Raw genomic sequence first — 25,022 nt, 5'->3', positions numbered from 1 at the left:
GCCGCCGACCGGATGTTCCCAGGGCGAACCCGTAGAAGAGGACCCGACCGCATGCAGCTACCCGCCGGTGAAGAGGACCGACCAGACCCCGTGCGACCGACCGCCGGTGGCGACGACCTCGCCCCCACAGCGCTCAGGACGGCCGCCGCCGGCACGGCCGTCGCCCATCACGTTCCCGAGCCCGGGTACGCCATCAGCACGCGCGGCCTGGTCAAGAGCTATCCGGGCCCGCACGGCACGACCACCCTCGCCGTGCGCGGCGTGGACCTGGACGTGCCGCAGGGCGAGACGTTCGCCTTCCTCGGGCCCAACGGCGCCGGGAAGTCCACCACCATCGCCGTCCTGTGTGCCCTGGCCCGACCCACCGCCGGTCAGGCCACCGTCGCCGGCGTCGACGTGCTCGGTCGGCCCCACGAGGTACGGCGACGCGTCGGCATGCTCTTCCAGCACAGTGCTCTGGATGCGGACCTGACAGCCGAACAGAACCTGTTCATCCACGCACGCCTCTACGGGCTGTCCGGCCGCCGTGCCCGCTCGCGCGGCGCGGAGGTACTCGAGACGGCCGGGCTGACCGACCGGCGGCGCTCCCCCGTACGCACCCTGTCGGGGGGCATGCGGCGGCGCCTGGAGATCGCCCGGGCCCTGCTGCACTCCCCCCGGGTGCTGTTCCTGGACGAGCCGACCACCGGCCTCGACCCGCACGCCCGTGCCCGGGTCTGGGAGCATCTGCGCGCGCTGCGCGACCGTGACGGCAGCACGCTCTTCGTCACCACCCACTACCTGGAGGAGGCGGAGCACTGCGATCGCATCGCCATCATCGACCGCGGCCGTGTGGTGGCGCGGGGCACGCCCCTCGCGCTGAAGGCGGCGATCGGAGACGACCGGGTGGTCCTGCGTACGGGCGACGACCCGGCAGCGCTACGGATCGTGCGCGGCATCGTTCCGCCGGACCGGGCCGTCACCGCGGACGCCGGCGGAGTCTCCCTGCGGGTGCCGGACGGCAGCACATGGATTCCGCGCCTCTGCGCGGCACTGCAACGCCACGGCATCGCCGTACACGCCGCTTCCGCGGCCCGGCCCACGCTCGACGACGTCTTCTTCCACCACACCGGCCGCAGTCTCGACACCGAGCCCGGCCACACGCCGACGGCCCCCACCCCGTCGTCCGCAACCACGTCAGAAACCGGCGGCCACCGATGACCGACCTCACCGTGAAGGCCCCGGCCACCGTCGGCACTCCCGACGGCCCGGGTGCCGCGGGCGCCCCCGGCGACTCCGGCGACTCCGGCGACTCCGGCGACTCCGTCATCCGCGGCAGCGGGCGGGCGGCCCGTCTCCGGCGCGAACTGCGCGCGATCCACGCCCTGGTCCACCGCGACCTGCTGCGCCTGGCGGGCCAGCGCACCCACACCGCGCTGATGCTGCTTCACCCGACGCTGTACCTCCTCGTCCTGGGAGGCGGACTCGCCGCCCTCATCCCCCGATCCTCACTGGGCGTCGGCTACCAGACCTACCTCTTCCCCGGCATGCTGATGATGACGGTGCAGACACCGGCCATCATGGTCGGCATCCGTCTGATCACCGACCGGCAGAGCGGCTACGTGCGGGAGCTCCTCATGGCCCCCGTCAGCCGCGCCACCCTCCTCCTGGGTCACTGCGCGGGCGGCACCATGACCGCCACTGCGCAAGGCGCTCTCCTGCTCGGCCTCGTCGGCACGGTCGGCCTGCCCTACGACCCGATCCTCCTGGTCCTGCTGCTCGGCGGCATGATCCTGGCCTCGTTCACGATCACCGCCTTGGCCCTGACCCTGGCCGTGTCCCTCCGCAGGGCGGAGACGTTCCATACCCTCCTGGGCGTGGTCATGATGCCGCTGCTGTTCCTCTCCGGCGGCTTCTTCCCCCTGCGGGCCCTGCCCGGCTGGGCCCACACGCTCGCCGGCGCCAACCCCCTCGCCCTCGCCGTGGACCTCCTGCGCCGGTGCATCGCCTACCGCGTACCCGACCAGCGGGCGACCACCGGCGTCGAGTGGGCCGGCCGGCAGCCTCCCCTCCCCCTCGAAGCGGGCCTCCTCCTCGTCATCGGCGCCGTCGCCCTGCTCTGGGCGGCGCGACGCTTCAGCCGTCCGGAATGACGCACCGCTCCGGTCGGTATCAGGTCGTTCCGACTCCGCTGCGAGCCAGCGTGAACACCCCGAGGACGATCAGTGCGATCCCCGCCAGCTGGGGCAGCAGCCACCAGCCGGCCCGTACGTGCTCCTCGTACAGCAGGACACCGAGGCTCAGGCTCACGGTCGCGTCGCCGAGGGTCAGGGCGGGCTGTGAGGCGACGAGCGGACCGCCCTGCATGGCGTGTTCGAGCAGCAGGAGGGCCGCGATCCCCGCCGCGCAGAAGGCATAGGTCTGCCAGGCCGTCAGGAAGGCGCCGATGCCGCCGTCGCCGAGGATGTGCATGGACGTCTTCATGAGGGCGGCCGTGAGCGCGTAGCAGATCGCCGTCGCGGCCCCCAGACACCCGGCCCTCGCGCGGCCGGGCGGCCTGCGGAGTCCGATGGCGGCGAGGGCCACCACGGCGACGGCGCAGGCCACCAGGACCGGTACCCAGCGGTCCAGTTCCACCCGGGTGCGGTTGCCGGTGGGCGAGGCGGCCACCAGCGCCACTCCGAGGCCGAGCACGACCCCTGCCACGGCAGCCCAGAGCCGGGCGGGCAGTCGTTCGCGCGTCAGGAGGGTGGCGATCAGCAGGGCGAGGGGAAGTTCGAGTACGAAAAGCGGCTGTACGAGGGCCAGCGGCCCGGTCGCGAGGGCGGCCGCCTGTCCGACACCGGCGGCGATGACGGCGAGGATGCCGGCCAGCCACAGGGGGCGGTGCAGCAGGTCGAGGATCAGTCCGGGCCGGAAGGAGTGGGACTGCGGGACGGTGAGCGCCGCACGCCGCTGCAGCACCGTGGCCAGCGCGTTGCTCAACGCGGCGAACAGCGAGAAGAGGACCGGCAGGACGACGCCCATGGCCCGATCCTCACCGGGGCGGCGGCCGGCCGAGGGGCGACACCGGCGGACGCCCGTACGGAGGACCCGGTCGGGCCAACGCTCGGTCGGCACGCTCACCGGCGTCGGGCCTCAAGCAGCGGCCACGCAGGGGACCGTGACGGCGTGCGACCGGATCGGCGTACGGGCCGGTCCGCGGTGGGCTTCGCCGAGGTGGCCGGAACGATCACGACGGTCGTCGCGCCGAACCCCTCACTCCCGCCGCCGGGGGAGGGCCGGTCGTCTCAGGGAGAGACCCTGTCCTGGAGGGCCGACTGCCAGGCGGGGGCGGGGGTGGTGGGCTTGCTCTCGGGGCGTCGGCCTCCCTGGGCGAAGAAGTCGACCAGCGGCAGCAGGGCCGCGCCGACCGTGACCGCCTCCGGGCCGAGGGTGCCGAGACCGATGTCGGTGCGGCTGGCCGGGTACTTGAGCGCGTACTCACGTGCGTGGCCGGACACGGATTCGAGGAAGCGGGCGCCGAGCTGGAGGCCCGCCCAGCCGCCGACCAGGATGCGCTCGGGCTGGAAGAGGTTGATGAGGTCGGCGAATCCGGCGCCCAGGTACTCGGCGGTCTCCTCCAGGACGGCGACCGCGGTGGCATCGGGCTCCGCCCCCGCCTCCGCCGGGTACGCCGCCGCCAGCATCGCCGTCAGCGCCGTCTCCTCGTCCGCGCCCGCCGGGGGCACTCCACCTGCCTCCCGCCACCGCTCCAGGAGGGCTTCGGCTCCGGCGTACGCCTCCAGGCAGCCCTGGGCGCCGCAGCGGCAGCGCCGCCCCCGGACCCGTACCGTCAGATGACCCCACTCGATCGCCCGGCCCGGCCCCATCGGGTCGGTGACCACGCACGCGCCGACGCCCGAGCCGAAGAGGACCACCACCGCGCTGCGCGCGCCCCGCCCGGCGCCGAACCACATCTCGGCCTGGCCGAGGGTCTTGGCACCGTTGTCGATCCAGTACGGGACGGACTCGGGAAGGTCGACGGCGGCGCGGAGGAGTCGCTCGAAGGGGACGGCGTCCCAGCCGACGGTCTGGCCGTGCACGACGGCACCGTCGTCGGTGGTGCGGGCGACGATGCCGGGGACGCCGACGCCGACGCCGATGAGGCGGTCGGCCGGTACGTCCGCGAGACGCAGCACCTCGGCGATGCCCTCGCGGAGACGGTCGACGACGAGATCGACGTCGTAGCGGGCCGTGCGGGGCCCGGAGCAGGCCAACGGGCGTTCAGTGCGGGCGAGTTCGGTGAGGGTGAGGTCGAACAGCTCGATCCGGACCCGGGTTTCGCCGATGTCGACGCCGATCATGAAGCCGCTGGCGGGCGTGATCCTGACGAGGGTGCGGGGGCGCCCGCCCGCGGAGTCGACGCTGCCGGCCTCCTCGACGAGGCCGTCGGCGACGAGTTCGGCGACCACGTTGCTGACGGAGCCCGAGCTGAGTCCGGTCGCCGGGCCGAGCATGAGGCGGCTCATCGGTCCGTCGAAGTACAGCCTGCGCAGAACGGCGGTGCGGTTCTCGCGCCGCAGGTCACGCACCGTGCGGCCAGTTCTCGCGTGCACTTTGGTCCCCGTCTCTGAAGTCGTTCGTTGCAACATACCCGCAGTACAAGCCTTGACGCGACCTTCTCATGGGGTTTAACTCACATCCTAAATTAAGCCGATGTCACGGCGAGGCCTCCAGACGCCCACCACATCGGCGATCCCCTCGTCCCCGAAAGGGCCCAGGAGCCATGCGCAGAGTCAGAGCCGCTGTCACCGGTGTCGTCACCCTCTCCCTCGCCTTCACCGCCACCGCCTGCGGCGGGGGTGAAGGCAGCGAGTCGGCGCCGAAGACCCTCACCTACTGGGCCTCCAACCAGGGCGCCAGCCTGGAGGTCGACAAGAAGGTCCTGCAGCCCGAGCTCGACCAGTTCGAGAAGGAGACCGGGATCAAGGTCAAGCTGGAGGTGATCCCGTGGTCCGACCTGCTCAACCGGATCCTCACCGCGACGACCTCCGGCCAGGGCCCCGACATCCTCAACATCGGCAACACCTGGAGCGCCTCGCTCCAGTCCACCGGCGCCCTCCTGCCCTGGGACGCGAAGAACCTGGAGGCCATCGGCGGCAAGGACCGCTTCGTCGACTCCGCACTCGGCTCCACCGGCGTCCCCGGCCAGGACCCCGCCGCCGTCCCGCTCTACTCCATGGCCTACGCGCTCTACTACAACAAGCAGATGTTCAAGGACGCGGGCATAGCCAAGCCGCCGACCACCTGGGACGAGGTGACCGCGGCCGGCAAGAAGCTCAGCAAGAACGGAAAGTCGGGCATCGGGGTCGAGGGCTCCAACCTCTCCAACAACATCCACCAGGTCTTCGTCCTCGGAAAGCAGCACGGCGCCGACTTCTTCACCGCCGACGGCAAGCCCGACTTCACGTCCGACGGTGCCGTCGCCGCCGTCAAGCAGTACGTCGACCTGATGGCCGTGCAGAAGATCGTCGCCCCCGGCAACGCCGAGTACGCCCAGAACCAGTCCCTCAGCGACTTCGCCAAGAACAAGACCGGCATGGTCCTGTGGCAGACCCCGTCGCAGACCTTCTCCTCGCAGGGCATGGGCCCGGAGGAGTGGGGTGTGGCTCCCGCCCCGGTCCCGTCGGGCAAGCCCGGTCAGGGCGCCCAGACCAACTCGATGGTCGCCGGCATCAACCTGGCCGTCTTCAAGAACACCAAGAACCTCGACGGCGCGCTGAAGTTCGTGAAGTACATGACGAGCGACGAGGAGCAGATCGTCCTCAACAAGGCGTACGGCTCCGTCCCGCCGGTCAAGAGCGCCCAGAAGGACCCCGGCTTCGCCGCCCCGTCGCTCGCCGTCATCCGCGACACCCTCGCCACCAGCGCCGCGGCCCTGCCGCAGGTGCCCGAGGAGTCGCAGTTCGAGACGGTCGTGGGCACCGCGGTCAAGGAGCTGTTCGCCGACGCCGCCGCCGGCCGCCCCGTCACCACGGAGTCCGTGAAGGCCAAGCTCGAAAAGGCCCAGCAGCAGATGCCCAAGAAGTAGGCCGCCCCACCATGACCGAAACCGCCGTCGCTCACCCGACCGAGCCGGCGGTGCGCAAGGCCACACCCGGAGAGGCACGCGCACCACGCCGCTCCGGGCGTCGCCGCATCGCACTGCCCTACCTGCTGCTCCTGCCCGCCCTGCTCCTCGAACTCCTCGTCCACCTCGTGCCGATGCTCATGGGCATCGCCATGAGCTTCAAGGAGCTCACCCAGTTCTACATCCGGAACTGGGGCGAGGCTCCCTGGTCGGGTTTCGACAACTACACCGTCGCGATCGACTTCGACGCCCCCGTCGGGCAGGCGCTCCTGAAGTCCTTCCTGACGACGTGTCTGTTCACCGTCCTCTCCGTGGGGCTGTGCTGGTTCCTCGGAACGGCCGCCGCGATCTTCCTCCAGGAGAACTTCAAGGGCCGCGGCTTCCTGCGGACCCTGTTCCTGGTCCCGTACGCCCTGCCCGTCTACGCCGCCGTCATCACCTGGGCGTTCATGTTCCAGCGGGACAACGGCCTCATCAACCACGTCCTCCACGACCAGCTCGGCATCGGCGACAGCCCCGCCTTCTGGCTCATCGGCGACAACGCCTTCTGGACCCTGCTCGTCGTCTCCGTGTGGAAGGGCTGGCCCTTCGCCTTCCTCACCGTCATGGCCGGCCTGCAGAACATCCCGCGGGACATGTACGAGGCGGCGGCGCTCGACGGCGCCGGCGTCTGGAAGCAGATCCGGCACATCACCCTGCCGTCGCTGCGCTCCGTCAACCAGGTCCTCGTGCTCGTCCTGTTCCTCTGGACGTTCAACGACTTCAACACGCCGTTCGTGCTCTTCGGCAAGGCGGCGCCCGAGGCAGCGGACCTGATCTCGCTCCACATCTACCAGTCGTCCTTCCAGACCTGGAACTTCGGCACCGGCTCGGCCATGTCCGTGCTCCTGCTGCTCTTCCTCCTCGTCGTCACGGGCGTCTACCTCCTGCTCACCAGCCGCGGAAGGAAGACCTCCGATGTCTGAGCACGCATCCCGGCGCGCGGCTCCGCGCTCCCCCATGGCGGCACCCCGCTCGTTCCTCTGGACCCGGCGGATCTTCCTCACCCTGCTCACCGCCTTCGTGGTGCTGCCGGTGTACGTCATGGTCTCCAGCTCCCTGAAGCCGCTGGAGGACGTCTCGGGGAAGTTCGAGTGGATCCCCTCCGGGCTCACGCTCCGCCCGTACTTCGACATCTGGGAAACCGTCCCGCTCGCCGACTACTTCGTGAACTCGATCGTGGTCGCGGGCGCGGCCACGGTGTGCTCGGTGGTGGTCGCGATCTTCGCCGCGTACGCCGTCAGCCGCTACACCTTCCGCGGCAAGCGGGTCTTCACGGTCACGGTGCTGTCCACCCAGATGTTCCCCGGCATCCTCTTCCTGCTGCCGCTCTTCCTCATCTACGTCAACATCGGCAACGCCACCGGCATCGCCCTCTTCGGCTCCCGGGAAGGCCTGATCCTCACCTATCTGACCTTCTCGCTGCCGTTCTCCATCTGGATGCTGACCGGCTACTTCGACTCGATCCCGCGCGAGCTCGACGAGGCCGCCAAGGTCGACGGCTGCGGGCCGCTCAGCGCGCTGTTCCGCGTGATCGTCCCGGCCGCGTCCCCCGGCATCATCGCCGTCGCCGTCTACGCCTTCATGACCGCCTGGGGCGAGGTCCTCTTCGCCTCCGTCATGACCAACGACACCACCCGCACCCTCGCCGTCGGTCTCCAGGGGTACGCCACCCAGAACGACGTCTACTGGAACCAGGTGATGGCCGCCTCCCTCGTGGTGAGCGTCCCCGTCGTCGTCGGCTTCCTGCTCCTCCAGCGCTATCTCGTCGCCGGCCTCACCGCAGGTGCGGTCAAGTGACGCCCCTCTCCACACCCATCACGAAGAGGTTCCCCGTGTCCGAATCCACCGACTCCCGCACCACGCTCGACCTGGAGGCCTTCCCGCCGGACTTCGCCTGGGGCACCGCGACCTCCGCCTACCAGATCGAGGGCGCCGTCGCCGAGGACGGCAGGGCTCCGTCCATCTGGGACACCTTCTCCCGCGTCCCGGGCGCGATCGACAACGGCGACCACGGCGACACCGCCTGTGACCACTACCACCGCTGGCCCGAGGACATCGCCCTGATGAAGGGCTTCGGCACGAACGCCTACCGGCTCTCCGTCGCCTGGCCGCGCGTCGTCCCCGGCGGCGACGGCCCCGTCAACACGCCCGGACTCGACTTCTACGACCGGCTCGTCGACGGACTCCTCGACGCCGGCATCACCCCCTCCGTCACCCTCTACCACTGGGACCTGCCGCAGGCCCTCCAGGACCGGGTGAAGGACAGCCACGGGGGCTGGACCGAGCGGGCCACCGCCGAACACCTCGCCGCCTACGCCTCCGTCGTCGCCGAACGCCTCGGCGACCGCGTCACCCAGTGGGCCACCCTCAACGAACCGCTCTGCTCCGGCTGGATCGGCCACCTGGAGGGCCGGATGGCCCCGGGCCTCACCGACCTCACCGCCGCCGTCCGCGCCTCGTACCACCTCCTCCTCGGGCACGGCCTCGCCACCCAGGCCATCCGTGCCGCCGCACCCGGCGCCCAGGTCGGCCTCGTCACCAACCACTCGACCGTCGCGCCCTCCTCCACCCGGCCCGAGGACATCGCCGCCGCCGCCCGCGCGGACGGCCACACCAACCGCTGGTGGCTCGACCCGGTGTACGGCCGCGGCTTCCCCACCGACATGCGCGAGCTGTACGGGGTCGAACTGCCGGAGCAGCCCGGGGACCTGGAGACCATCGCGGCCCCGCTCGACTGGCACGGCCTCAACTACTACTTCCCGGTCACCGTCGCCGACGACCCGACGGGCCCCGCCCCGTACGCCCGCGAGGTACGCCTCCCCGACGTCCCCCGCACCGGCATGGACTGGCAGATCGACGCCGGCGGCCTGGAGGCCTTCCTGCTGCGGCTCACCGAGGACTACGGCGTACGGAAGCTGTACGTCACCGAGAACGGCTCGGCCTTCCCCGACACCGTCGGCCCCGACGGCGAGGTCCACGACCCGGAGCGCACCCGCTACCTGGAGCAGCACCTCGCGGCCTGTGCGAGCGCCCTGCGCAAGGGCGCCCCGCTCGCCGGGTACTACGCCTGGTCGCTCCTGGACAACTTCGAGTGGGCCTACGGCTACGACAAGCGCTTCGGCCTCGTCCACGTCGACTACGCCACGCAGCGCAGGACCGTGAAGACGAGCGGACGACGGTACGCGGACATCGTCCGCGCCCACCGCGCGGCGAACGCGGGCTGACCGGAAGCCCCTTCGCGATCCTCCGGAAGGCCGCCCCGGCACCACCGGGGCGGCCTTCCGGAGTCTCCACCTCCCTCTCCCCCGCCGCCTCCACCCCTTCCCTCCGCCGGCATCCCCTTGAAGGAGTGCCCCCATGACCGCCAGCGCCGCTCCGTCCCCTCCCCCGGGGGCCGACAACGCCGACGAGCTCGCCGCCGAACGGCTCCGTCACGTCCTCGGCCCGACGACGGTCGTCCGGGGCACCGCCCTCAGCGGTGGTCTCCACAACTCCGCCCGGCTGCTCGAACTCTCCGACGGACGGCACCTGGTGCTCAAGACCGCGCCTCCGGCGAGCGCCGCCGCCCTCACCCACGAGCGGGGCCTCCTCGGCACCGAGGCCCTCTTCCACCGTCTCGCCGCCAGGACGGGCGCCCGGGTGCCCACCGTCCTGCACCATGAGCCCGCCGGTCCCGGCACGCCCGCCGAGTGGCTGCTCCTCTCCTACCTCGACGGCACCACCTGGGATGCCGCCCGCGACCGGCTCACCCCGGCCGATCGCGCGACGCTGCGCCGAGAGTTGGGAGAGAGCCTGGCCCGGATCGCCGGCGTCACCGGTCCGGCGTACGGATACCCGCAGCCCACCGCTGGGCTGTCGGCTCCCGACTGGCCGACCGCGTTCACCGCCATGCTGGACGCGGTCCTCGCCGACGCGCACCGGTTCGACGTCGCCCTGCCCGCCCCCGCCGGGTTCCTCGCAGGGCTGCCGGGACGGTTCGGCCACCGGCTCGCCGAGGTTCGCCGTCCCGCCCTCGTCCACTTCGACGCCTGGGAGGGCAACGTCGTCCTCGCCGGGACCGGGAACGGCCCGTGGCACCTGAGCGGGCTGATCGACGGCGAACGCGCCCTCTTCGGCGATCCGTTGGCCGAACTCGTCGGACTCGACCCGCTCGGCGCGGCCGAGGACGACGCCGACCTCCTGGCCGGCTACCGCTCCGTCACCCCCGCCCTGACCGTCGACACCGGCGCCCGTGTCCGCCTCGCCCTCTACCGGGTCTATCTCGCCCTCGTGATGCGCGTGGAATCCGTCCCCCGCGCCTACGGCGGGGATTTCGCGGGCTGGCTCGACAGCTGGTCCGCCGACCGTGTCATGGAGCAGCTCGCCGTACTCGACGCCCTGGAGGCGTGACGTGCGGGGGGCGATCGGCGGGCACCGTCTCCGTGCTCACCGCGAGCCCGCCCGCCGCGGCGGAGCGGCTCAGGTGGACTCGCGTACGACCAGCACCGGTTCGAACACCTTCGCGGCCGGCTCGGACCGGGCGCCGTCGAGCTGCTCGACGAGCAACGTGGCCATCGCGGCCGCCATGCGCTCCACCGGCTGGCGCACGGTGGTCAGCTGTGGCCGGGCCTTCCGCGCTGCCACCGAGTCGTCGAAGCCCACCACGGCCACCGTGCCGGGGACCGAGACCCCCTGCTCACGCAGGTACTGACAGGCGCCCTGGGCCATCAGGTCGTTGGCGGCGAACACGGCGTCGATCTCCGGGTGGTCCTTGAGGAGTCTGGCCATGGCGCGTCTGCCGCTGTCCACCGTGAACCGGCCCCGTACGACGGGAACCGACGTCACCCCGTGCGCCGCGAGCGCCTGGCGGAAGCCGTCGAGGCGTTCGTCCGCCGTGGGTGCGGTGACCGGTGCGGCGATGGTGGCCGGGCGTCGCCGGCCGGTCGCCCACAGGTGCTCCGCCGCCAGTCGCGCGCCGGCGGGGTTGTCGAGGTCGACGTAGCCGCACCGCTCCCCGTCGCGGGGGCGGCCGAACAGCACCGTGGGAAGGCCCGCCGCCACCAGCATCGAGGGGAGCGGGTCGTTCTCGTCCAGCGGCACGACCAGGGCTCCGTCGGCGCCGCCCTGTCGCAGGTACTCGACGAGTTGGGCCCTGGCCTGTTCTGACTCGGCGACGAGCAGCACGGGCTGGATGGCGCGGCGGCGCAGGACGGGCAGGACACCGTCCACCACGCGTCCGAAGAACGGGTCGGAGAACACCCGGGCGGTGAAGGACCTGCCCGTGGCGGAGAGCACCAGGGCCACGGTCCCGGTGCGCCGTGTGACGAGGGAACGGGCGGCCTGGTTGGGCGTGTAGCCGATGCGGGCGATGGCTTCGCGCACGCTCTCCTGGATGTCGGGGGCCACGTTGCGCACGCCGTTGACGACGCGGGACACCGTCGCGCGCGATACCCCCGCCTCGCGTGCGACGTCTTCCAGAGTCGGTCCTCGATTCCCCACCTGCGCACCTTAACGGTGCCGTGTGTCCGGTGGGAGGACGGTCCACGGCCGGCTGGAACCGGTTGGCGTCGACACTTAATGAAAGCCAAAAGAAAAGTCGTGTCATACGCCTTGACCGTCAACTCGCCCTGCGGGCAAGGTTTCGGGAGAGCGCTCTCCCACGTTTCCCCCATGTATCCAGAGGAGACCCCATGTCTTCCGTCGGGTCCCCGCCGGTCTTCCGGCGACCCGCCTCACGCGTCCGCCGGGCCACCGTCGGCGCACTTGTCACTTCACTGGCCGGCGGCCTGCTCGCCCTCGGTCCCGCCACGACGGCACAAGCGGCCCCCACCCTGCTCTCCCAGGGGAAGACCGCGACCGCCTCCTCCACCGAGGGCGGCGCCTTCTCCGCCTCCGCCGCCGTCGACGGCGACCTCACCGGCACCCGCTGGGCCAGCGCCTGGCAGGACGCCCAGTGGATCCAGGTCGACCTCGGCAGCAGCGCCACGCTCAGCCACGCCGTCCTCAACTGGGAGGCGGCGTACGGCAAGAGCTACGACATCCAGGCCTCCGAGAACGGCACCGACTGGCGGACCGTCACCACCGTCAGCGCGGGCGACGGAGGCACCGACAACGTCACGCTCTCCGGCACCGGCCGCTACATCCGCATGAACGGCCTCACCCGGGCCACCGGATACGGCTTCTCCCTCTGGGAGTTCCAGGTCTACGGCACCACCGGCGGCACCGGCCCGACGCTCCCCGGCGGCGGCGACCTCGGCCCCAACGTGCATGTCTTCGACCCGTCCACACCGGGCATCCAGGCGAAGCTGGACCAGGTCTTCCAGGAGCAGGAGTCGGCCCAGTTCGGCAGCGGCCGGCACGCCTTCCTCTTCAAGCCCGGCACGTACAACGGCCTCAACGCCCAGATCGGCTTCTACACCCAGATCGCCGGCCTCGGTCTGCGCCCCGGCGACACCACCATCAACGGTGACGTGACCGTCGACGCCGGCTGGTTCAACGGCAACGCCACCCAGAACTTCTGGCGCGGCGCGGAGGGCCTGACCCTCAACCCGGTGAACGGCACCGACCGTTGGGCCGTCTCGCAGGCCTCGTCCTTCCGTCGCATGCACGTCAAGGGCGGCCTCAACCTCGCGCCGAACGGCTACGGCTGGGCCAGCGGCGGCTACATCGCCGACTCCAAGGTCGACGGCCAGATCGGCAACTACTCCCAGCAGCAGTGGTACACGCGGGAGAGCTCCATCGGCGGCTGGTCCAACAGCGTCTGGAACCAGACCTTCTCGGGCGTCGAGGGCGCTCCGGCCACCTCCTTCCCCGAGCCCCGCTACACCACGCTCGACACCACGCCGATCTCCCGCGAGAAGCCGTACCTCTACCTCGACGGCAACGAGTACAAGGTCTTCGCCCCCGCCAAGCGCGTCAACGCCCGCGGCACCAGCTGGGCCAACGGCGCCCCGCAGGGCGAGTCGATCCCGCTGAGCCAGTTCTACGTGGTCAAGCCGGGCGCCACCGCCGCCACCATCAACCAGGCGCTGGCCCAGGGCCTGCACCTGCTGTTCACACCGGGCGTCTACCACGTCGACCAGACCATCAACGTGAACCGCGCCAACACCATCGTGCTCGGCCTCGGCCTCGCCACGATCATCCCGGACAACGGCGTCACCGCGATGAAGGTCGCCGACGTCGACGGCGTCCGCCTCGCCGGCTTCCTGATCGACGCCGGCCCGGTCAACTCGCCGGTCCTGCTGGAGCTCGGACCGCAGAACTCCGCCGCCGACCACACCGCCAACCCCACCACCGTGCAGGACGTGTACGTCCGCATCGGCGGCGCGGGCGCGGGCAAGGCCACCACCAGCGTGGTCGTGAACAGCGACGACGCCATCATCGACCACACCTGGGTGTGGCGCGCCGACCACGGCGAGGGCGTCGGCTGGGAGACCAACCGGGCCGACTACGGCGTCCGTGTCAACGGCGACGACGTGCTCGCCACCGGTCTGTTCGTCGAGCACTTCAACAAGTACGACGTCGAGTGGTACGGCGAGCGCGGCCGCACGATCTTCTACCAGAACGAGAAGGCCTACGACGCCCCCAACCAGGCCGCCATCCAGAACGGCTCGACGAAGGGGTACGCCGCCTACCGGGTCGACGACTCCGTGAACACCCACGAGGCCTGGGGCCTCGGCAGCTACTGCAACTACAACGTGGACTCGACGATCGTCCAGGACCACGGCTTCAAGGCACCCGTCAAGCCGGGGGTGAAGTTCCACAGCCTCCTGGTGGTGTCCCTCGGCGGAATGGGCCACTACAACCACGTCATCAATGACACCGGGGCCTCCACCATCCCCGCCGGCACCTCCACCGTGCCGTCCACCGTCGTCTCCTTCCCCTGACGGTCCCGCCGGGACGCCCCGCCCATCCGGGGCGTCCCGGCCCTCCCACCCCTTCCGGGCGGCGCCCAGTCCCCGCCGCGCCGCCCGGAAGGCGATCCCCCTCCCTCTCCGTCCAGGAGCCGCCATGACCGCGTCCCATGCCCCCACGACACGAAGGCGCCGCGCACGCGACCGCGCCCGTACGACAGGCTCACTCGTCTCCCTGGGTGCCCTGCTCGCCACCTCGGCGACGGCGCTGACCGCCGCCCCGGCCACCGCCGCCGAGACCCTCCTCTCCCAGGGGAAGACCGCCACCGCCTCGTCGAGCGAGGGCGCCGCCTGGGCCGCCTCCGCCGCGGTCGACGGCGACCTCACCGGAACCCGCTGGGCGAGCCAGTGGAGCGACGCCCAGTGGATCCAGGTCGACCTGGGCAGCAGCGCGGACATCAGCCGCGTCGTCCTGAACTGGGAGGGCGCCTACGGCAAGGCGTACGACATCCAGCTCTCCGACAACGGGACCGACTGGCGCACCGTCAAGTCCGTGACCGCCGGCGACGGGGGCACCGACGAGCTCGCGGTCAGCGGCAAGGGCCGCTACGTACGCCTCCAGGGGATCACCCGGGGCACCGGCTACGGCTACTCCCTGTGGGAGTTCCAGGTGTACGGCGGCGGGTCCGCGCAGCCCGAGCCCGGCGGCGCCGTCCGCGTGAGCGGCACGCAGGGCGACTGGCAGCTGACGGTGGGCGGGCAGCCGTACACCGTCAAGGGCGTCACCTGGGGCCCCGCGATGGCCGACGCCCCCCGCTACATGCCGGACGTGAAGTCCATGGGCGTCAACACCGTCCGCACCTGGGGCACGGACGCCGGCACCAAGCCGCTGCTCGACGCGGCGGCCGCCAACGGCGTCAAGGTGATCAACGGCTTCTGGCTCCAGCCGGGCGGCGGTCCCGGCTCCGGCGGCTGTGTCGACTACGTGACGGACACCGCGTACAAGACCAGCTCGCTCACCGAGTTCGCGAAGTGGGTCGACACCTACAAGTCCCACCCCGCCACCCTCATGTGGAACGTCGGCAACGAGTCGGTCCTCGGTCTGCAGAACTGTTACAGCGGCGCCGAGCTGGAAGCCCAGCGCAACGCGTACACGACCTTCGTCAACGACGTCGCCAAGAAGATCCACTCCATCGACCCCGACCACCCCGTGACCTCCACGGACGCGTGGACCGGCGCCTGGCCCTACTACAAGCGCAACGCGCCCGACCTGGACCTCTACTCGATGAACGCCTACGGCGACATCTGCGGGGTCCGCGAGGACTGGGTGGAGGGCGGCTACACCAAGCCGTACATCATCACCGAGACCGGGCCGGCCGGCGAATGGGAGACCCCCAAGGACGCCAACGGCGTCCCCGACGAACCCACCGACGTGCAGAAGGCCGACGGCTACACCAAGGCCTGGAACTGCGTCACCGGTCACCAGGGCGTCGCCCTCGGCGCGACCGTCTTCCACTACGGCACCGAGCACGACTTCGGCGGCGTCTGGTTCAACCTGCTCCCCGACGGCCTCAAGCGCCTCTCGTACTACGCCCTCAAGAAGGCGTACACCGGCTCCGTCGCCGGCGACAACACCCCGCCGGTCATCAGCGACATGACGGTCACGCCCGCCGGATCCGCGTCGGCCGGTGGCGAGTTCACGGTCCGCGCCGACGTCCGCGACCCCGACGGCGACCCCGTCACCACCAAGATCTACCTGAGCGGCAACTACGCCAACGGCGACAAGCGCCTGATCGACGCCCAGTACCGCCCGCTCGGCAACGGCGCCTTCGCCGTCACCGCGCCCGAGAAGCTCGGCGTGTGGAAGGTGTACGTCCAGGCCGAGGACGGCCGCGGCAACGCCGGCATCGAGACGAAGTCCGTCAAGGTCGTCGCCCCGCCGGTCACCGGCACCAACATCGCCCTGAACAAGCCCACCACCGCCTCCTCCGCGCAGGCCTCCTACGGCGACTGCCCCTGCCCGGCGACCAACGCGACCGACGGCAACACCACCACGCGCTGGGCCAGCGACTGGAGCGACCCGCAGTGGATCCGGGTCGACCTCGGCTCGGTCCGCTCCTTCAACCGGCTCCAGCTGGTCTGGGACCCGGCCTTCGCCCGCGCCTACGAGGTCCAGGTCTCCGACAACGGTGACACCTGGCGGACCATCCACGCCACCACCACCGGCAACGGCGACATCGACACCATCGAGACCGGTGCCACCGCACGGTACGTCCGGCTCCAGCTCACCGCGCGCGGCACCGGCTGGGGCTACTCGCTCCACGAGTTCGGCATCTACAGCTGACCCCCTGAGGAGAACGAGGAGATCACGATGAGAATCCGCGGCCGGACCCTGTCCGCCTTACTGCTCAGCGCCGCCCTGGGCGTCTCCGCCCTGACGGTGAACACCTACACCGCGGCCACCGCCCACGGGGAGACCACCGCCCCGGCCGCCGCCCACGGGGCGCACGCGGCGGGCGCGGCCCAAGGCCACGTCATGGCCGCCTCCGCGCTCCCCTCGGGGGACGACGCCGACGGCGACGGCTACATCCCGGCCGTACCCCAGGTCACCGGTGTGACCCCGTCCACGGCCACCCCTCCCCCGGCCTACCATCACGAGTTCCAGGCCGGCTGCTCGGTCACCCACACCGCGCCGGACGACCCGATCGTCTACCCGGGCCAGTTCGGCAAGTCCCACGACCACACGTTCATGGGCAACACCTCCACGAACGCGGCCAGCACCACCGGCTCGCTCTACGGAGGCAGCACCACCTGCAAGGCGCCCGCGGACGCCTCCGCGTACTGGATGCCCTCGCTGTACAAGGGCGACCAGAAGATCCTGCCCGTCGGCCCGCAGGTCATCTACTACAAGGCCGGCGTCACCGACTACCGCAGCGTGCGGCCCTTCCCCAAGGGTCTGCGGTTCGTCGTCGGCAACCCGATGCAGACCGCCGAGGAGTTCCGCGGCCACAAGGGCTTCGTCGAGGGCTGGGAATGCGGTGACAGCTTCTTCAACACCGACATCCCGGCGAGCTGTCCGAGCCGGCCCGACGTCCAGCTCAACCTGCGCATGCAGGCCCCCAGCTGCTGGAACGGCCTGTACCTCGACACGCCCGACCACAAGAGCCACATGGCGTACCCGGTGGTCAAGCCCGGCACCAACGACAACATGTGCCCGGCCTCCCACCCGGTCGCCCTGCCGATGATCGAGTTCAAGATGGCGTGGCCCGTCAACGGCGACATGAGCCAGGTCCGCCTGGCCAGTGGCCGCGGCTACTCCTTCCACTACGACTTCTTCAACGCGTGGGAGGAGCGCACCCTCAAGGCCCTCGTCGACCACTGCATCGTCGGTGGGCTGCAGTGCGACACCCGGGGCTTCGACCTGTACCGCCCCGAACGCGGTGTCGTGCTCGACGAGAACCACCGTCTGCCCTGATCCGTCTCCCGCACCCGGCCCGGACGCCCGCGAGGGCGGCCGGGCCGCTTTCCCTGCCGCCGCCTCGACACAGGAGCACCCCATGACCGCGCCCGCCCGGTCCGCCACCACCCACCACGACGCGCTCATCGACCTCCTCCCGCCGCACTTCCGCTTCGGCGCCGCCACGTCCGCATTCCAGATCGAGGGGGCCACCGCCGAAGACGGCCGCACCCCGTCGATCTGGGACACCTTCTGCCGTGTCCCCGGCGCCGTCGACAACGGCGACACCGGTGACGTGGCCTGCGACCACTACCACCGCATGCCCGAGGACGTGGCCCTGCTCGCCGCCCTCGGTCTGGACACGTACCGCTTCTCCGTCTCCTGGTCCCGCGTCCAGCCGCACGGCCGGGGGCCGGTCAACCCGGCGGGGATCGGCTTCTACGACCGCCTGGTCGACGCGCTCCTCGCGCACGGCGTCACCCCCTGGCTGACCCTGTACCACTGGGACCTGCCCCAGGAGCTCCAGGACGCGGGCGGCTGGCCCGCCCGCGACACCGCCCACCGGTTCGCCGACTACGCGGAACTCGTCCACGAGCGCCTCGGCGACCGCGTCACCCACTGGACCACCCTGAACGAACCGTTCTGCTCGGCCGTCCTCGGCCACGTCGAAGGCGTCCACGCTCCCGGGGGCCGCTCCTTCGCCGACGGGGTGTGCGCCGTGCACCACCTGCACCTCGCCCACGGACTCGCGGTCCAGCGCCTGCGCTCCGCCGCCCGCCGGCCCCTCGACCTGGCCGTCACCCACCTCCTCGGCACCAGCCGGCCCGCCACCGACTCGGCGGCCGACCGCGAGGCCGCGCGCCGGGCCGACGCCCTCGGATTCCGCTTCTACCTCGACCCGATCCTGCGCGGCCGGTACCCGCGGGACCTCGTCGACGACCTGGCCGTGCGGGGCGTCGAGATCCCGGTCAGGGACGGCGACCTGGAGATCATCTCCAGCCCCGTCGACACCCTGGGCGTCAACTACTACCGCTCGATGCGCACCTCGGGAGTCGACGAGCACGGCGCCACCACCGACGCCCGCGGCATCCCCGTCACCCGGAACCTGCCGCACGGCGGCCTGCCGGTCACCGGCCTCGGCTGGGAGGTGATGCCGCACGACCTCACCGACCTGCTGATGCGCATCTCCCGCGACTACCCCGGCACACCGATGGTGATCACCGAGAACGGCGCCTCGTACGAGGACGTTCCCGACGCCCACGGCTTCGTCGAGGACTCCGACCGCACCGCCTACCTCGCGTCCCACCTCGCCGCCGTGGCCGAGGCCCGCACCCGGGGCGCCGACGTCCGCGGCTACTTCGCCTGGTCGCTCCTGGACAACTTCGAGTGGGCGTACGGCTACGACAAGCGCTTCGGGCTCGTCCGCGTCGACTACGCCACCCAGACCCGTACACCCAAGCGCAGCGCCCTGTGGCTGCGCGACACGGCCCACCGCGTCCGCGCCGGCGCACACGGGTGACGCCCCTGGGGGGAATCGGGCGAACCAGGACGTCTTCTTCGAGCGCGGCCGGCTCGGGCGCACGGGACGGAAGGCTCCGGTCACGCGGTCAGGGGGTGACGATCGGGAAGGTCGGGTCCGGTTTCGTCACGTACGAGAAGAGGCGGGCCAGCAGCTCGGGGTCGCCGTCGACGACCACTCCGTCCAGGCCCTTCCCGGCCAGGACACCGAGGAGCCGTGCCTTCGTCAGGGTGAGCGTCAGACCGGCGGGGGTGCGGGGTTCGCCTGCCACGGTCCGGTGGGTGAGGGCGCCGTTGTGCAGGGTGAGGCGATGACGGGCGTTCTCGTCGATGAGCACGAGATCGATCGTGATGTCCTCGTCCCAGGCGCGCGGTCCGTCGACCCGGATGGCGATCGAGTCGACGAGCATCGGGACCGTGAGCGCCATGAACATCTCGGGGTTGGACAGGTCGACGACGTCGGAGGACGGGCCGTCACGGAGTTCCTTCGCCCCCGTCAGGTAGAAGTTCCGCCAGGTGGCGTTCTCGGCGCCGTGTCCGAGCGTGTCGTACACCCCGGCGAGAGCGGTCTTCGCCTCCGCGTTCTCCGGATCGGCGAAGACGAGGTGGTTGAGCACCGTCGCGGCGAACCGCAGATCGCCGCTCTCGATGTACGTGCGGGCCTTGGCGAGTGCTTCGGCGGGGCCGCCGGCCAGGTCCACGTACCGCACAGCGAGTTCCACCGGCGGGTGCTCCCAGAGGTGGGCGGGGTTGCCGTCGTACCAGCCGAGGTAACGCTGGTAGATCGCCTTGGTGTTGTGGCTGAGGGAACCGTAGTAGCCACGGGCGTGCCAGGACTTCTGCAGGCCGGGGGGCAGTTCGATCCGCTCGGCGATCTCGACGCCGGTCAGGCCGTCGTTGAGCAGCCGCAGCGTCTGGTCGTGCATGTACGCGTACAGGTCGCGCTGCTCGGAGAGGAACCGCACCACGTTGTCGTGGCCCCAGGTCGGCCAGTGGTGGGAGGCGAAGCCGACGTCGTACCGCCCGTGGAAGTACTCGATCGCCTCGTCGAGGTACCGGGCCCAGATCCGCGAGTCGCGCACGACGGCGCCGCGCAGGGTCAGGACGTTGTGCATGTTGTGCGTGGCGTTCTCGGCCAGGCACAGGGCGCGGTGGTCGGGGAAGAGGAAGTTCATCTCGGCCGGTGCCTCGGTGCCCGGCGTCAGCTGGAAGACGATCCGCACCCCGTCGACCGTCTCCTCCTGGCCGGTCTCCGTGATGTCCACGGTCGGCGGGACGAGGGAGATGGCGCCGGTCGAGGTGGCCTGTCCGAGGCCCACGCCGATCTGGCCCGCCGGCGAGGTGGGGAGCATGACGCCGTACATGTATCCGGCGCGGCGGCCCATGGCGTTGCCGGCGTAGACGTTCTCGCTGACCGCGTGCTCCATGAAACCGGCCGGCGCGAGGATCGGCACACCCTCCTCGGTGCCGTGTGGGAGCACGCCACGGGCGCCGCCGAAGTGGTCGCCGTGCGAATGGGTGTAGATCAGCCCGGTGACCGGGCGGTCGCCGCGGTGCTCCCGGTAGAGCGCGAGGGCCGCGGCTGCGGTCTCGGCGGAGATGAGCGGGTCGATGACGACGATCCCGCGCTCGCCCTCGACGATCGTCATGTTGGAGAGGTCCAGGCCGCGGACCTGGTAGATGCCTTCGGTGACCTCGTACAGGCCCTGTCGGGCGCAGAGCTGCCCTTGGCGCCACAGGCTCGGGTGCGCGGTGTCGGGGCAGTCGCCCTCGAGGAAGGCGTAGAGGTCGTTGTCGTAGACGACCCGGCCGTCCGCTGCCTTGACGACGCCTGGGACGAGTGCGCCGATGAACCCCCGATCGGCGTTCTCGAAGTCCGTCGTGTCCTCGAACGAGGGCAGGGTGCTCATACGGCCGCTCCGTTGCATGGTCTGGCGCACTGTCGATCAATAGGACCATTCATTTGTAATCGGTGCATATCGCGGTATGTCCCGTCCCTGCTCTTCCGCCGGTCACGTCAGATTTCGGCCCACACCGTCTTTCCGTCGTCGGCGTAGCGCACGCCCCAGTTCTCCGCGACGGTGGCGCAGATGAGCAGTCCGCGGCCGCCTTCGTCGACTGCTCTGGCGTGCCGGAGATGCGGGGCGGCGGCGCCGGCGTCGCTGACCTCGCAGATGAGCCCCGCCGAAACCGATGGATCCGCGATGAGTCGGAGCGTGATCGGGGCCGCGCCGTACCGGATCGCGTTGGTGACGAGTTCGCTGGCCACCAGCGTCGCTGTGAAGGGGTCGGCGGGGTGTCCCCACTGCCGGAGGCACGACTCGACGTGACTCCGTGCGGTGGCGACGGCCGAGAAGTCGAAGGGAACGGTCCACTGGGCCAGTTCGCTCGGCGGCAGGTGGCGTGTGCGGGCGACCACCAGGACGCGGTCGGGGGCCAGGAGCCGGTCCACGTCGTCCGCCATCGCCTCCGGGGTGCGTTCGGGGTGGACAAGGGCGTTGACGACGGCTGCCGTTGACGGGCCGTCGTCGACGGATGCCGCCGCGGAGGCCAAGCAGAGGACGCTTCCCTCGGGCAGGAAGTGCGAGGAGCAGGCGAAGGGCGGCCCCTCGGCCCCGAGCAGGGGGCCGTCGTCGACCGGCTCCGTGTCGACCGTTCCGTCGGGGTGGACGACGACGAACAACGAACGGCCGGCACGTGCGATGTCCAGCCGCCCGCCGACCGGGTCGTGGACGGCGACCGTGCAGCTCGCGGTCGGGACGCCCCCGTCGGACGGACCGTCCTGTTCGGCGGCGAGCCGGAGGGTGGTGGCGTGGAGCCGCGCGAGCAGTTCGTGCGGGTCGAGGTCGAGGGTGGTCAGACTGTTGACGGCGGTCCGCAGCCGGCTCATGGTGGCGACGGTACTCAGCCTCGCGTGCTCGACCTGGCCCACGACGAGCGCGACTCGCGCCCCCGGAAGTGGGATGACGTCGAACCAGGAGCCGGCGCCGCGGCCGCCGGACCGGTGCCGCTGGGCGACTTCGACGGCCCTCTGCGTGACCTGCTCCTGGCGCAGCGGCCAGCTCTGCAGCGCCGTCATCACGATGTGCTCGCGGGTGAACCGCAGGGCGTTCTCCAGGCAGGTCACCGTACGGGCGGCCATGCCGTCGACGAGATCGAGGTCGTCGGCCCCGTACGGTTCGGCCCCTGCCCGGCGGTGGAAGACGACGGCGCCGAAGAGCTGCCCGCGAACCGCCAACGGCGCCGCGATCCCGGTACCGGCGTCGCGTCCGCCCGTCCCTGACATGATCGATGAAGCGGTCGCGGACAGGGCGTCTCCGAAGACACCGGGAAGCAGGATGGCTCCTGCCTCCGGAACGGGGATGTCCCCGCCCGCACTCCCGGCCGCCGCGCAGCGCAGCAGCGGAATGCTGTCCTGTCCCTGGAGACCGGGCTCCTTTCCTTGCATGACGGCGTCGGTGAGGGCGACGACGGCCCAGTCGGCGAAGTCGGGCACCGTCACGTCGACGAGTTCCCGTGCCGTGCGCTCCACATCGAGGCTGGAGCCGATCCGTTCGCGGGCGCTGTGCAGCAGTCGAAGCCGGTCCTGTGCGCGTTCGCGCTCGGTCACGTTCGTGCTCGTGACGACCACCCCGAGCACATGCCCCGCATGGTCCTCCAGTCGGTGCGCGGACACCGAGAAGACCCGCCTGCTCTGCGGATCGGCAGGAGGACGGCTCGTGATGAGTCGTTCGATCACCGGGCGTCCCGTGGCGAGGACCTCGTGCAGCACGGTCCCGTCGACACGGACCCCGACAGGGGCGTAGGCCTCCGCCGCCGGCAGCCCGACCATGCGCTCCGCCTGGAAGCCGAGCGAGCCGAGGGCGACCGCGTTCACGCGGACGATCCGCAGATCCGTGTCCAGGACGTGGAGTCCCACGTCCGACTGCGCGAAGACGGCGTCGAGGATTGCCTCGTCCCACACACTCCGCCGGCCGCGTTCCGCATCGGTGGCGTCCGGTTCCGGTCGGCTACGGCGCCCAGGACCGTCGCGGCCCCCCTGTTCGCGGGGCTCCTCGGGGTGTGCGTCCACCCGTCCCTCCCACCCGTCAAGACGTGCGGGCACGAGGACCGGGACAGATCGTCGCCGATCGAAGCGCCTCTCTGGACTCATCGCCCGGTCCGGCCGGTTCGGCCGGCGCGCTCCTCCCGGTGGCGGCCTGGGGTGCGTGGGCCATGCCTCTTCCTCTCCGAGGTGCGGCCGCGCCGGGCGACTCGACGCGGCCCTGATCCCGAGCCTGGCGCAGGGCGGGCGCCTCCAGCGAGGCGGAAGGGACCGTTCGAGTGAATCGGGGCGGCAGCGCTCACCGCGACCCCCGACGCACTCGTCCTGGCCATCGAGGCGGACGACGCCGGCCCGGAGGTGCTGGAGGACGTCGTCGGCCGCCGTCTGGTCCGCTTCGACACGAAGACCGAGCTGGTCGTGGAGTGGCTGAGGGACACCGGGGAGAAGGGCCGCACCTACCTCCTGTCACGGCCGGCCGGTCCGTACCCGGCAGGAAGTGATGCACCGCCCGCGGCGCTCCTCGCACAGGGGATCCCGGACATCCCGCTTCGCCTTCGCCGTCCCGAGGTCAGTCGGGCGGTGGGGCCAGCTCCCCTCGCAGCCGCCGGGTGCGGAGCGCCAGCTCCAGCTCGAAGCGGCGGTCCGGGTCGTCCAGGTCGTCGCCCCACAGCTCACGGAGCTGCCTCAGGCGGTAGCGCACGGTCTGCGGGTGGACTCCGAGCCGGGCGGCCACCTCGGGAGCACCACCCCGCGTCTCCAGCCAGGCCAGCAGCGTCTCGGCGAGTCGTTGGGCGTGCGCCGGGCCGCCGGCCTCGTCCAGCTGCGCCAGCCGCCGCCGTGCCAGGTCGTCGATCAGCTCACCCGCGGGCAGGAGCACCAGGGCTTCGACGTGCTCGCCGCAGTGCAGGAGCCGCCCTCGTGGCAGCAGCCCCTGCTGGATCATCCCGACGGCGGCCTCCGCCCAGCGCAGTGACGTGACGGCCTCCACCAGGGGGACCAACGGGCCGATCGCCCCGGACCAGCCGGTCACCGCCCGGTCCAGCAGCTCCGCGCGTCCCGGGGCGTCCGGGTCCGGTACGACCAGACGCGGCTGCGCGCCCTCCATGTCGAGCAGCATCTCGTCGCCCACGGCAGGGGCGACGGCCTCCTGGGCAGGGCGGAGCAGCACCGCCACCGCCACCTTCCCGGGCAGCTGCCAGCCCAGGCCGGCCGCGCGGTCGGCGAGCAGGGCGGTCGGATCCGTGCGGTGTTCGGTGAGCAGGAGATCGACGAGCAGCCGTTGCAGGCGCAGGCGCTCCCCGGCCTGGCGGGCGACGGCTTCGGCGTAGCCGCGTACCGACTGGGCCACCATGACGTCGAGGTACTCGAACGCCGACTCGGCCAGTTCGTACATGGCCGAAGGCGGGATGTCGACCTGCTGGCCGACCTCCGCCATGCGCCGCCAGGAGAGGCGGACGCCCAGCCGGTAGATCCCCTGCAAGGAGTCCAGGCTGCGCCCTTGGGAGACCTCGCCGCGGCCGAAGTCGCGGAACAGCTCCGGGAGGGCGCGCGGCCGGTCCGACCCCGTGGTCATCTGTTCCACGAAGAGCTCGAGGGCGTGCCGGATGGCCACCAGGGCCTTCGGTTCTCCGGACTCGTCGGGGAGGAGCACCAGGCCCGGATACTCCCGCCGGATCTCGGCGAGGATGTCCTGGGCCAGTTCGGGGACCTGCTCCAAGGCACGGTCGGCGAACTGCTGAATCCGTTCTCGTGGCACGTCGTGCCACGCTGACGACGTTTCCACCACACCGCTCCTGGGCGTCCAGTCCGTACGCGCTCGGTCTGCGGGCCGCATGTTCCAACCTAGCCCGCGCCGGAGCCGGCCGTGCTGGACGTGTCGCCCGTGGGCGGTTCGGGGAACGTGACGAGCGGCACATTCTGCTGCTCGGGTGTGGCGTCGAGAGCGGTGACGATTCCGAAGGCGACGCCTGCGGCCAGGAGGGCGGCGGCGACGCAGGTCAGGAAGGCGGCAAGCAGTCTGGGCATGGGGATGATCGG

18 protein-coding genes are annotated in these 25,022 nt (G+C 71.3%); 11 read left to right on the top strand and 7 right to left on the bottom strand.

Going from position 1 to position 25,022, the window contains the following annotated elements; translation table 11 throughout:
- The first annotated feature begins 90 nt into the window (after positions 1–90).
- Both OG259_RS35945 and OG259_RS35940 read left to right on the top strand, forming a co-directional pair.
- On the top strand, positions 91–1,200 hold the full coding sequence (locus OG259_RS35945; protein ID WP_328946041.1) for an ATP-binding cassette domain-containing protein: 1,110 nt from the start codon (positions 91–93) through the stop codon (positions 1,198–1,200).
- Entirely contained in the window at positions 1,197–2,132 is a 936-nt protein-coding gene (locus OG259_RS35940; RefSeq protein WP_328946040.1) for an ABC transporter permease, read from the top strand. Before OG259_RS35945 ends, OG259_RS35940 begins: the two co-directional genes overlap by 4 nt.
- Before the next feature lie 19 nt (positions 2,133–2,151).
- On the opposite strand, the gene OG259_RS35935 is transcribed toward OG259_RS35940, so the two are convergent.
- Both OG259_RS35935 and OG259_RS35930 read right to left on the bottom strand, forming a co-directional pair.
- Positions 2,152–3,006 carry a DMT family transporter gene (locus tag OG259_RS35935; RefSeq protein ID WP_328946039.1) on the bottom strand — a complete coding sequence of 285 codons (855 nt, stop codon included), beginning with the start codon at positions 3,004–3,006 and terminating at the stop codon, positions 2,152–2,154.
- 263 nt (positions 3,007–3,269) lie between these two features.
- Positions 3,270–4,613, bottom strand: a complete 1,344-nt coding sequence (locus OG259_RS35930) for an ROK family protein (RefSeq protein WP_443052076.1) — start codon at positions 4,611–4,613, stop codon at positions 3,270–3,272.
- A 134-nt stretch (positions 4,614–4,747) separates the two neighbouring features.
- Here OG259_RS35930 and OG259_RS35925 point away from each other — a divergent pair, with 134 nt between their 5' ends.
- From OG259_RS35925 to OG259_RS35905, 5 genes are all read left to right on the top strand, one after another.
- Entirely contained in the window at positions 4,748–6,052 is a 1,305-nt protein-coding gene (locus OG259_RS35925) for an extracellular solute-binding protein (protein WP_328946037.1), read from the top strand.
- An 11-nt stretch (positions 6,053–6,063) separates the two neighbouring features.
- Positions 6,064–7,056 (top strand): carbohydrate ABC transporter permease, encoded by a 993-nt coding sequence (locus tag OG259_RS35920; protein WP_328946036.1) that lies wholly within the window; start codon positions 6,064–6,066, stop codon positions 7,054–7,056.
- Positions 7,057–7,090: 34 nt separating this feature from the next.
- Positions 7,091–7,930: a carbohydrate ABC transporter permease gene (locus OG259_RS35915; RefSeq protein WP_328947279.1), complete on the top strand. Its 840-nt coding sequence runs from the start codon at positions 7,091–7,093 to the stop codon at positions 7,928–7,930.
- Positions 7,931–7,965: 35 nt separating this feature from the next.
- The gene (locus OG259_RS35910; RefSeq protein ID WP_328946035.1) at positions 7,966–9,357 is read left to right on the top strand and encodes a GH1 family beta-glucosidase; all 1,392 of its coding nucleotides are present in this window, start codon (positions 7,966–7,968) and stop codon (positions 9,355–9,357) included.
- Between the two features lie 133 nt (positions 9,358–9,490).
- Positions 9,491–10,522 (top strand): phosphotransferase family protein, encoded by a 1,032-nt coding sequence (locus OG259_RS35905; RefSeq protein WP_328946034.1) that lies wholly within the window; start codon positions 9,491–9,493, stop codon positions 10,520–10,522.
- A gap of 69 nt (positions 10,523–10,591) precedes the next feature.
- On the opposite strand, the gene OG259_RS35900 is transcribed toward OG259_RS35905, so the two are convergent.
- The gene (locus OG259_RS35900; protein WP_328946033.1) at positions 10,592–11,611 is read right to left on the bottom strand and encodes a LacI family DNA-binding transcriptional regulator; all 1,020 of its coding nucleotides are present in this window, start codon (positions 11,609–11,611) and stop codon (positions 10,592–10,594) included.
- Positions 11,612–11,802: 191 nt separating this feature from the next.
- Here OG259_RS35900 and OG259_RS35895 point away from each other — a divergent pair, with 191 nt between their 5' ends.
- From OG259_RS35895 to OG259_RS35880, 4 genes are all read left to right on the top strand, one after another.
- A complete protein-coding gene (locus tag OG259_RS35895; RefSeq protein ID WP_328946032.1) occupies positions 11,803–13,998 on the top strand; it encodes a discoidin domain-containing protein in 2,196 nt (731 codons plus the stop codon).
- A 124-nt stretch (positions 13,999–14,122) separates the two neighbouring features.
- Positions 14,123–16,309, top strand: coding sequence for a discoidin domain-containing protein (locus OG259_RS35890; RefSeq protein ID WP_328946031.1), 2,187 nt, complete (start codon positions 14,123–14,125; stop codon positions 16,307–16,309).
- Between the two features lie 27 nt (positions 16,310–16,336).
- Positions 16,337–17,440, top strand: coding sequence for a DUF1996 domain-containing protein (locus OG259_RS35885; protein WP_328946030.1), 1,104 nt, complete (start codon positions 16,337–16,339; stop codon positions 17,438–17,440).
- An 82-nt stretch (positions 17,441–17,522) separates the two neighbouring features.
- The gene (locus OG259_RS35880; RefSeq protein WP_328946029.1) at positions 17,523–18,941 is read left to right on the top strand and encodes a GH1 family beta-glucosidase; all 1,419 of its coding nucleotides are present in this window, start codon (positions 17,523–17,525) and stop codon (positions 18,939–18,941) included.
- A gap of 88 nt (positions 18,942–19,029) precedes the next feature.
- On the opposite strand, the gene OG259_RS35875 is transcribed toward OG259_RS35880, so the two are convergent.
- The 4 genes from OG259_RS35875 to OG259_RS35860 form a co-directional block, all read right to left on the bottom strand.
- Positions 19,030–20,850: an alkyl/aryl-sulfatase gene (locus OG259_RS35875; RefSeq protein ID WP_328946028.1), complete on the bottom strand. Its 1,821-nt coding sequence runs from the start codon at positions 20,848–20,850 to the stop codon at positions 19,030–19,032.
- Positions 20,851–20,957: 107 nt separating this feature from the next.
- Positions 20,958–22,904 (bottom strand): SpoIIE family protein phosphatase, encoded by a 1,947-nt coding sequence (locus OG259_RS35870; RefSeq protein WP_328946027.1) that lies wholly within the window; start codon positions 22,902–22,904, stop codon positions 20,958–20,960.
- Between the two features lie 649 nt (positions 22,905–23,553).
- Complete coding sequence (locus tag OG259_RS35865; protein WP_328946026.1) at positions 23,554–24,741, bottom strand: helix-turn-helix domain-containing protein; 1,188 nt, start codon at positions 24,739–24,741, stop codon at positions 23,554–23,556.
- 86 nt (positions 24,742–24,827) lie between these two features.
- A complete protein-coding gene (locus OG259_RS35860; RefSeq protein WP_328946025.1) occupies positions 24,828–25,010 on the bottom strand; it encodes a hypothetical protein in 183 nt (60 codons plus the stop codon).
- Between the last annotated feature and the right edge of the window lie 12 nt (positions 25,011–25,022).

Origin of the sequence: Streptomyces sp. NBC_00250 (assembly GCF_036192275.1) — a bacterium.
Taxonomy (GTDB): Bacteria; Actinomycetota; Actinomycetes; order Streptomycetales; family Streptomycetaceae; genus Streptomyces.
The sequence above is the reverse complement of the archived record's forward strand: the minus strand, read 5'-3'. Positions and strand labels throughout refer to the sequence as shown.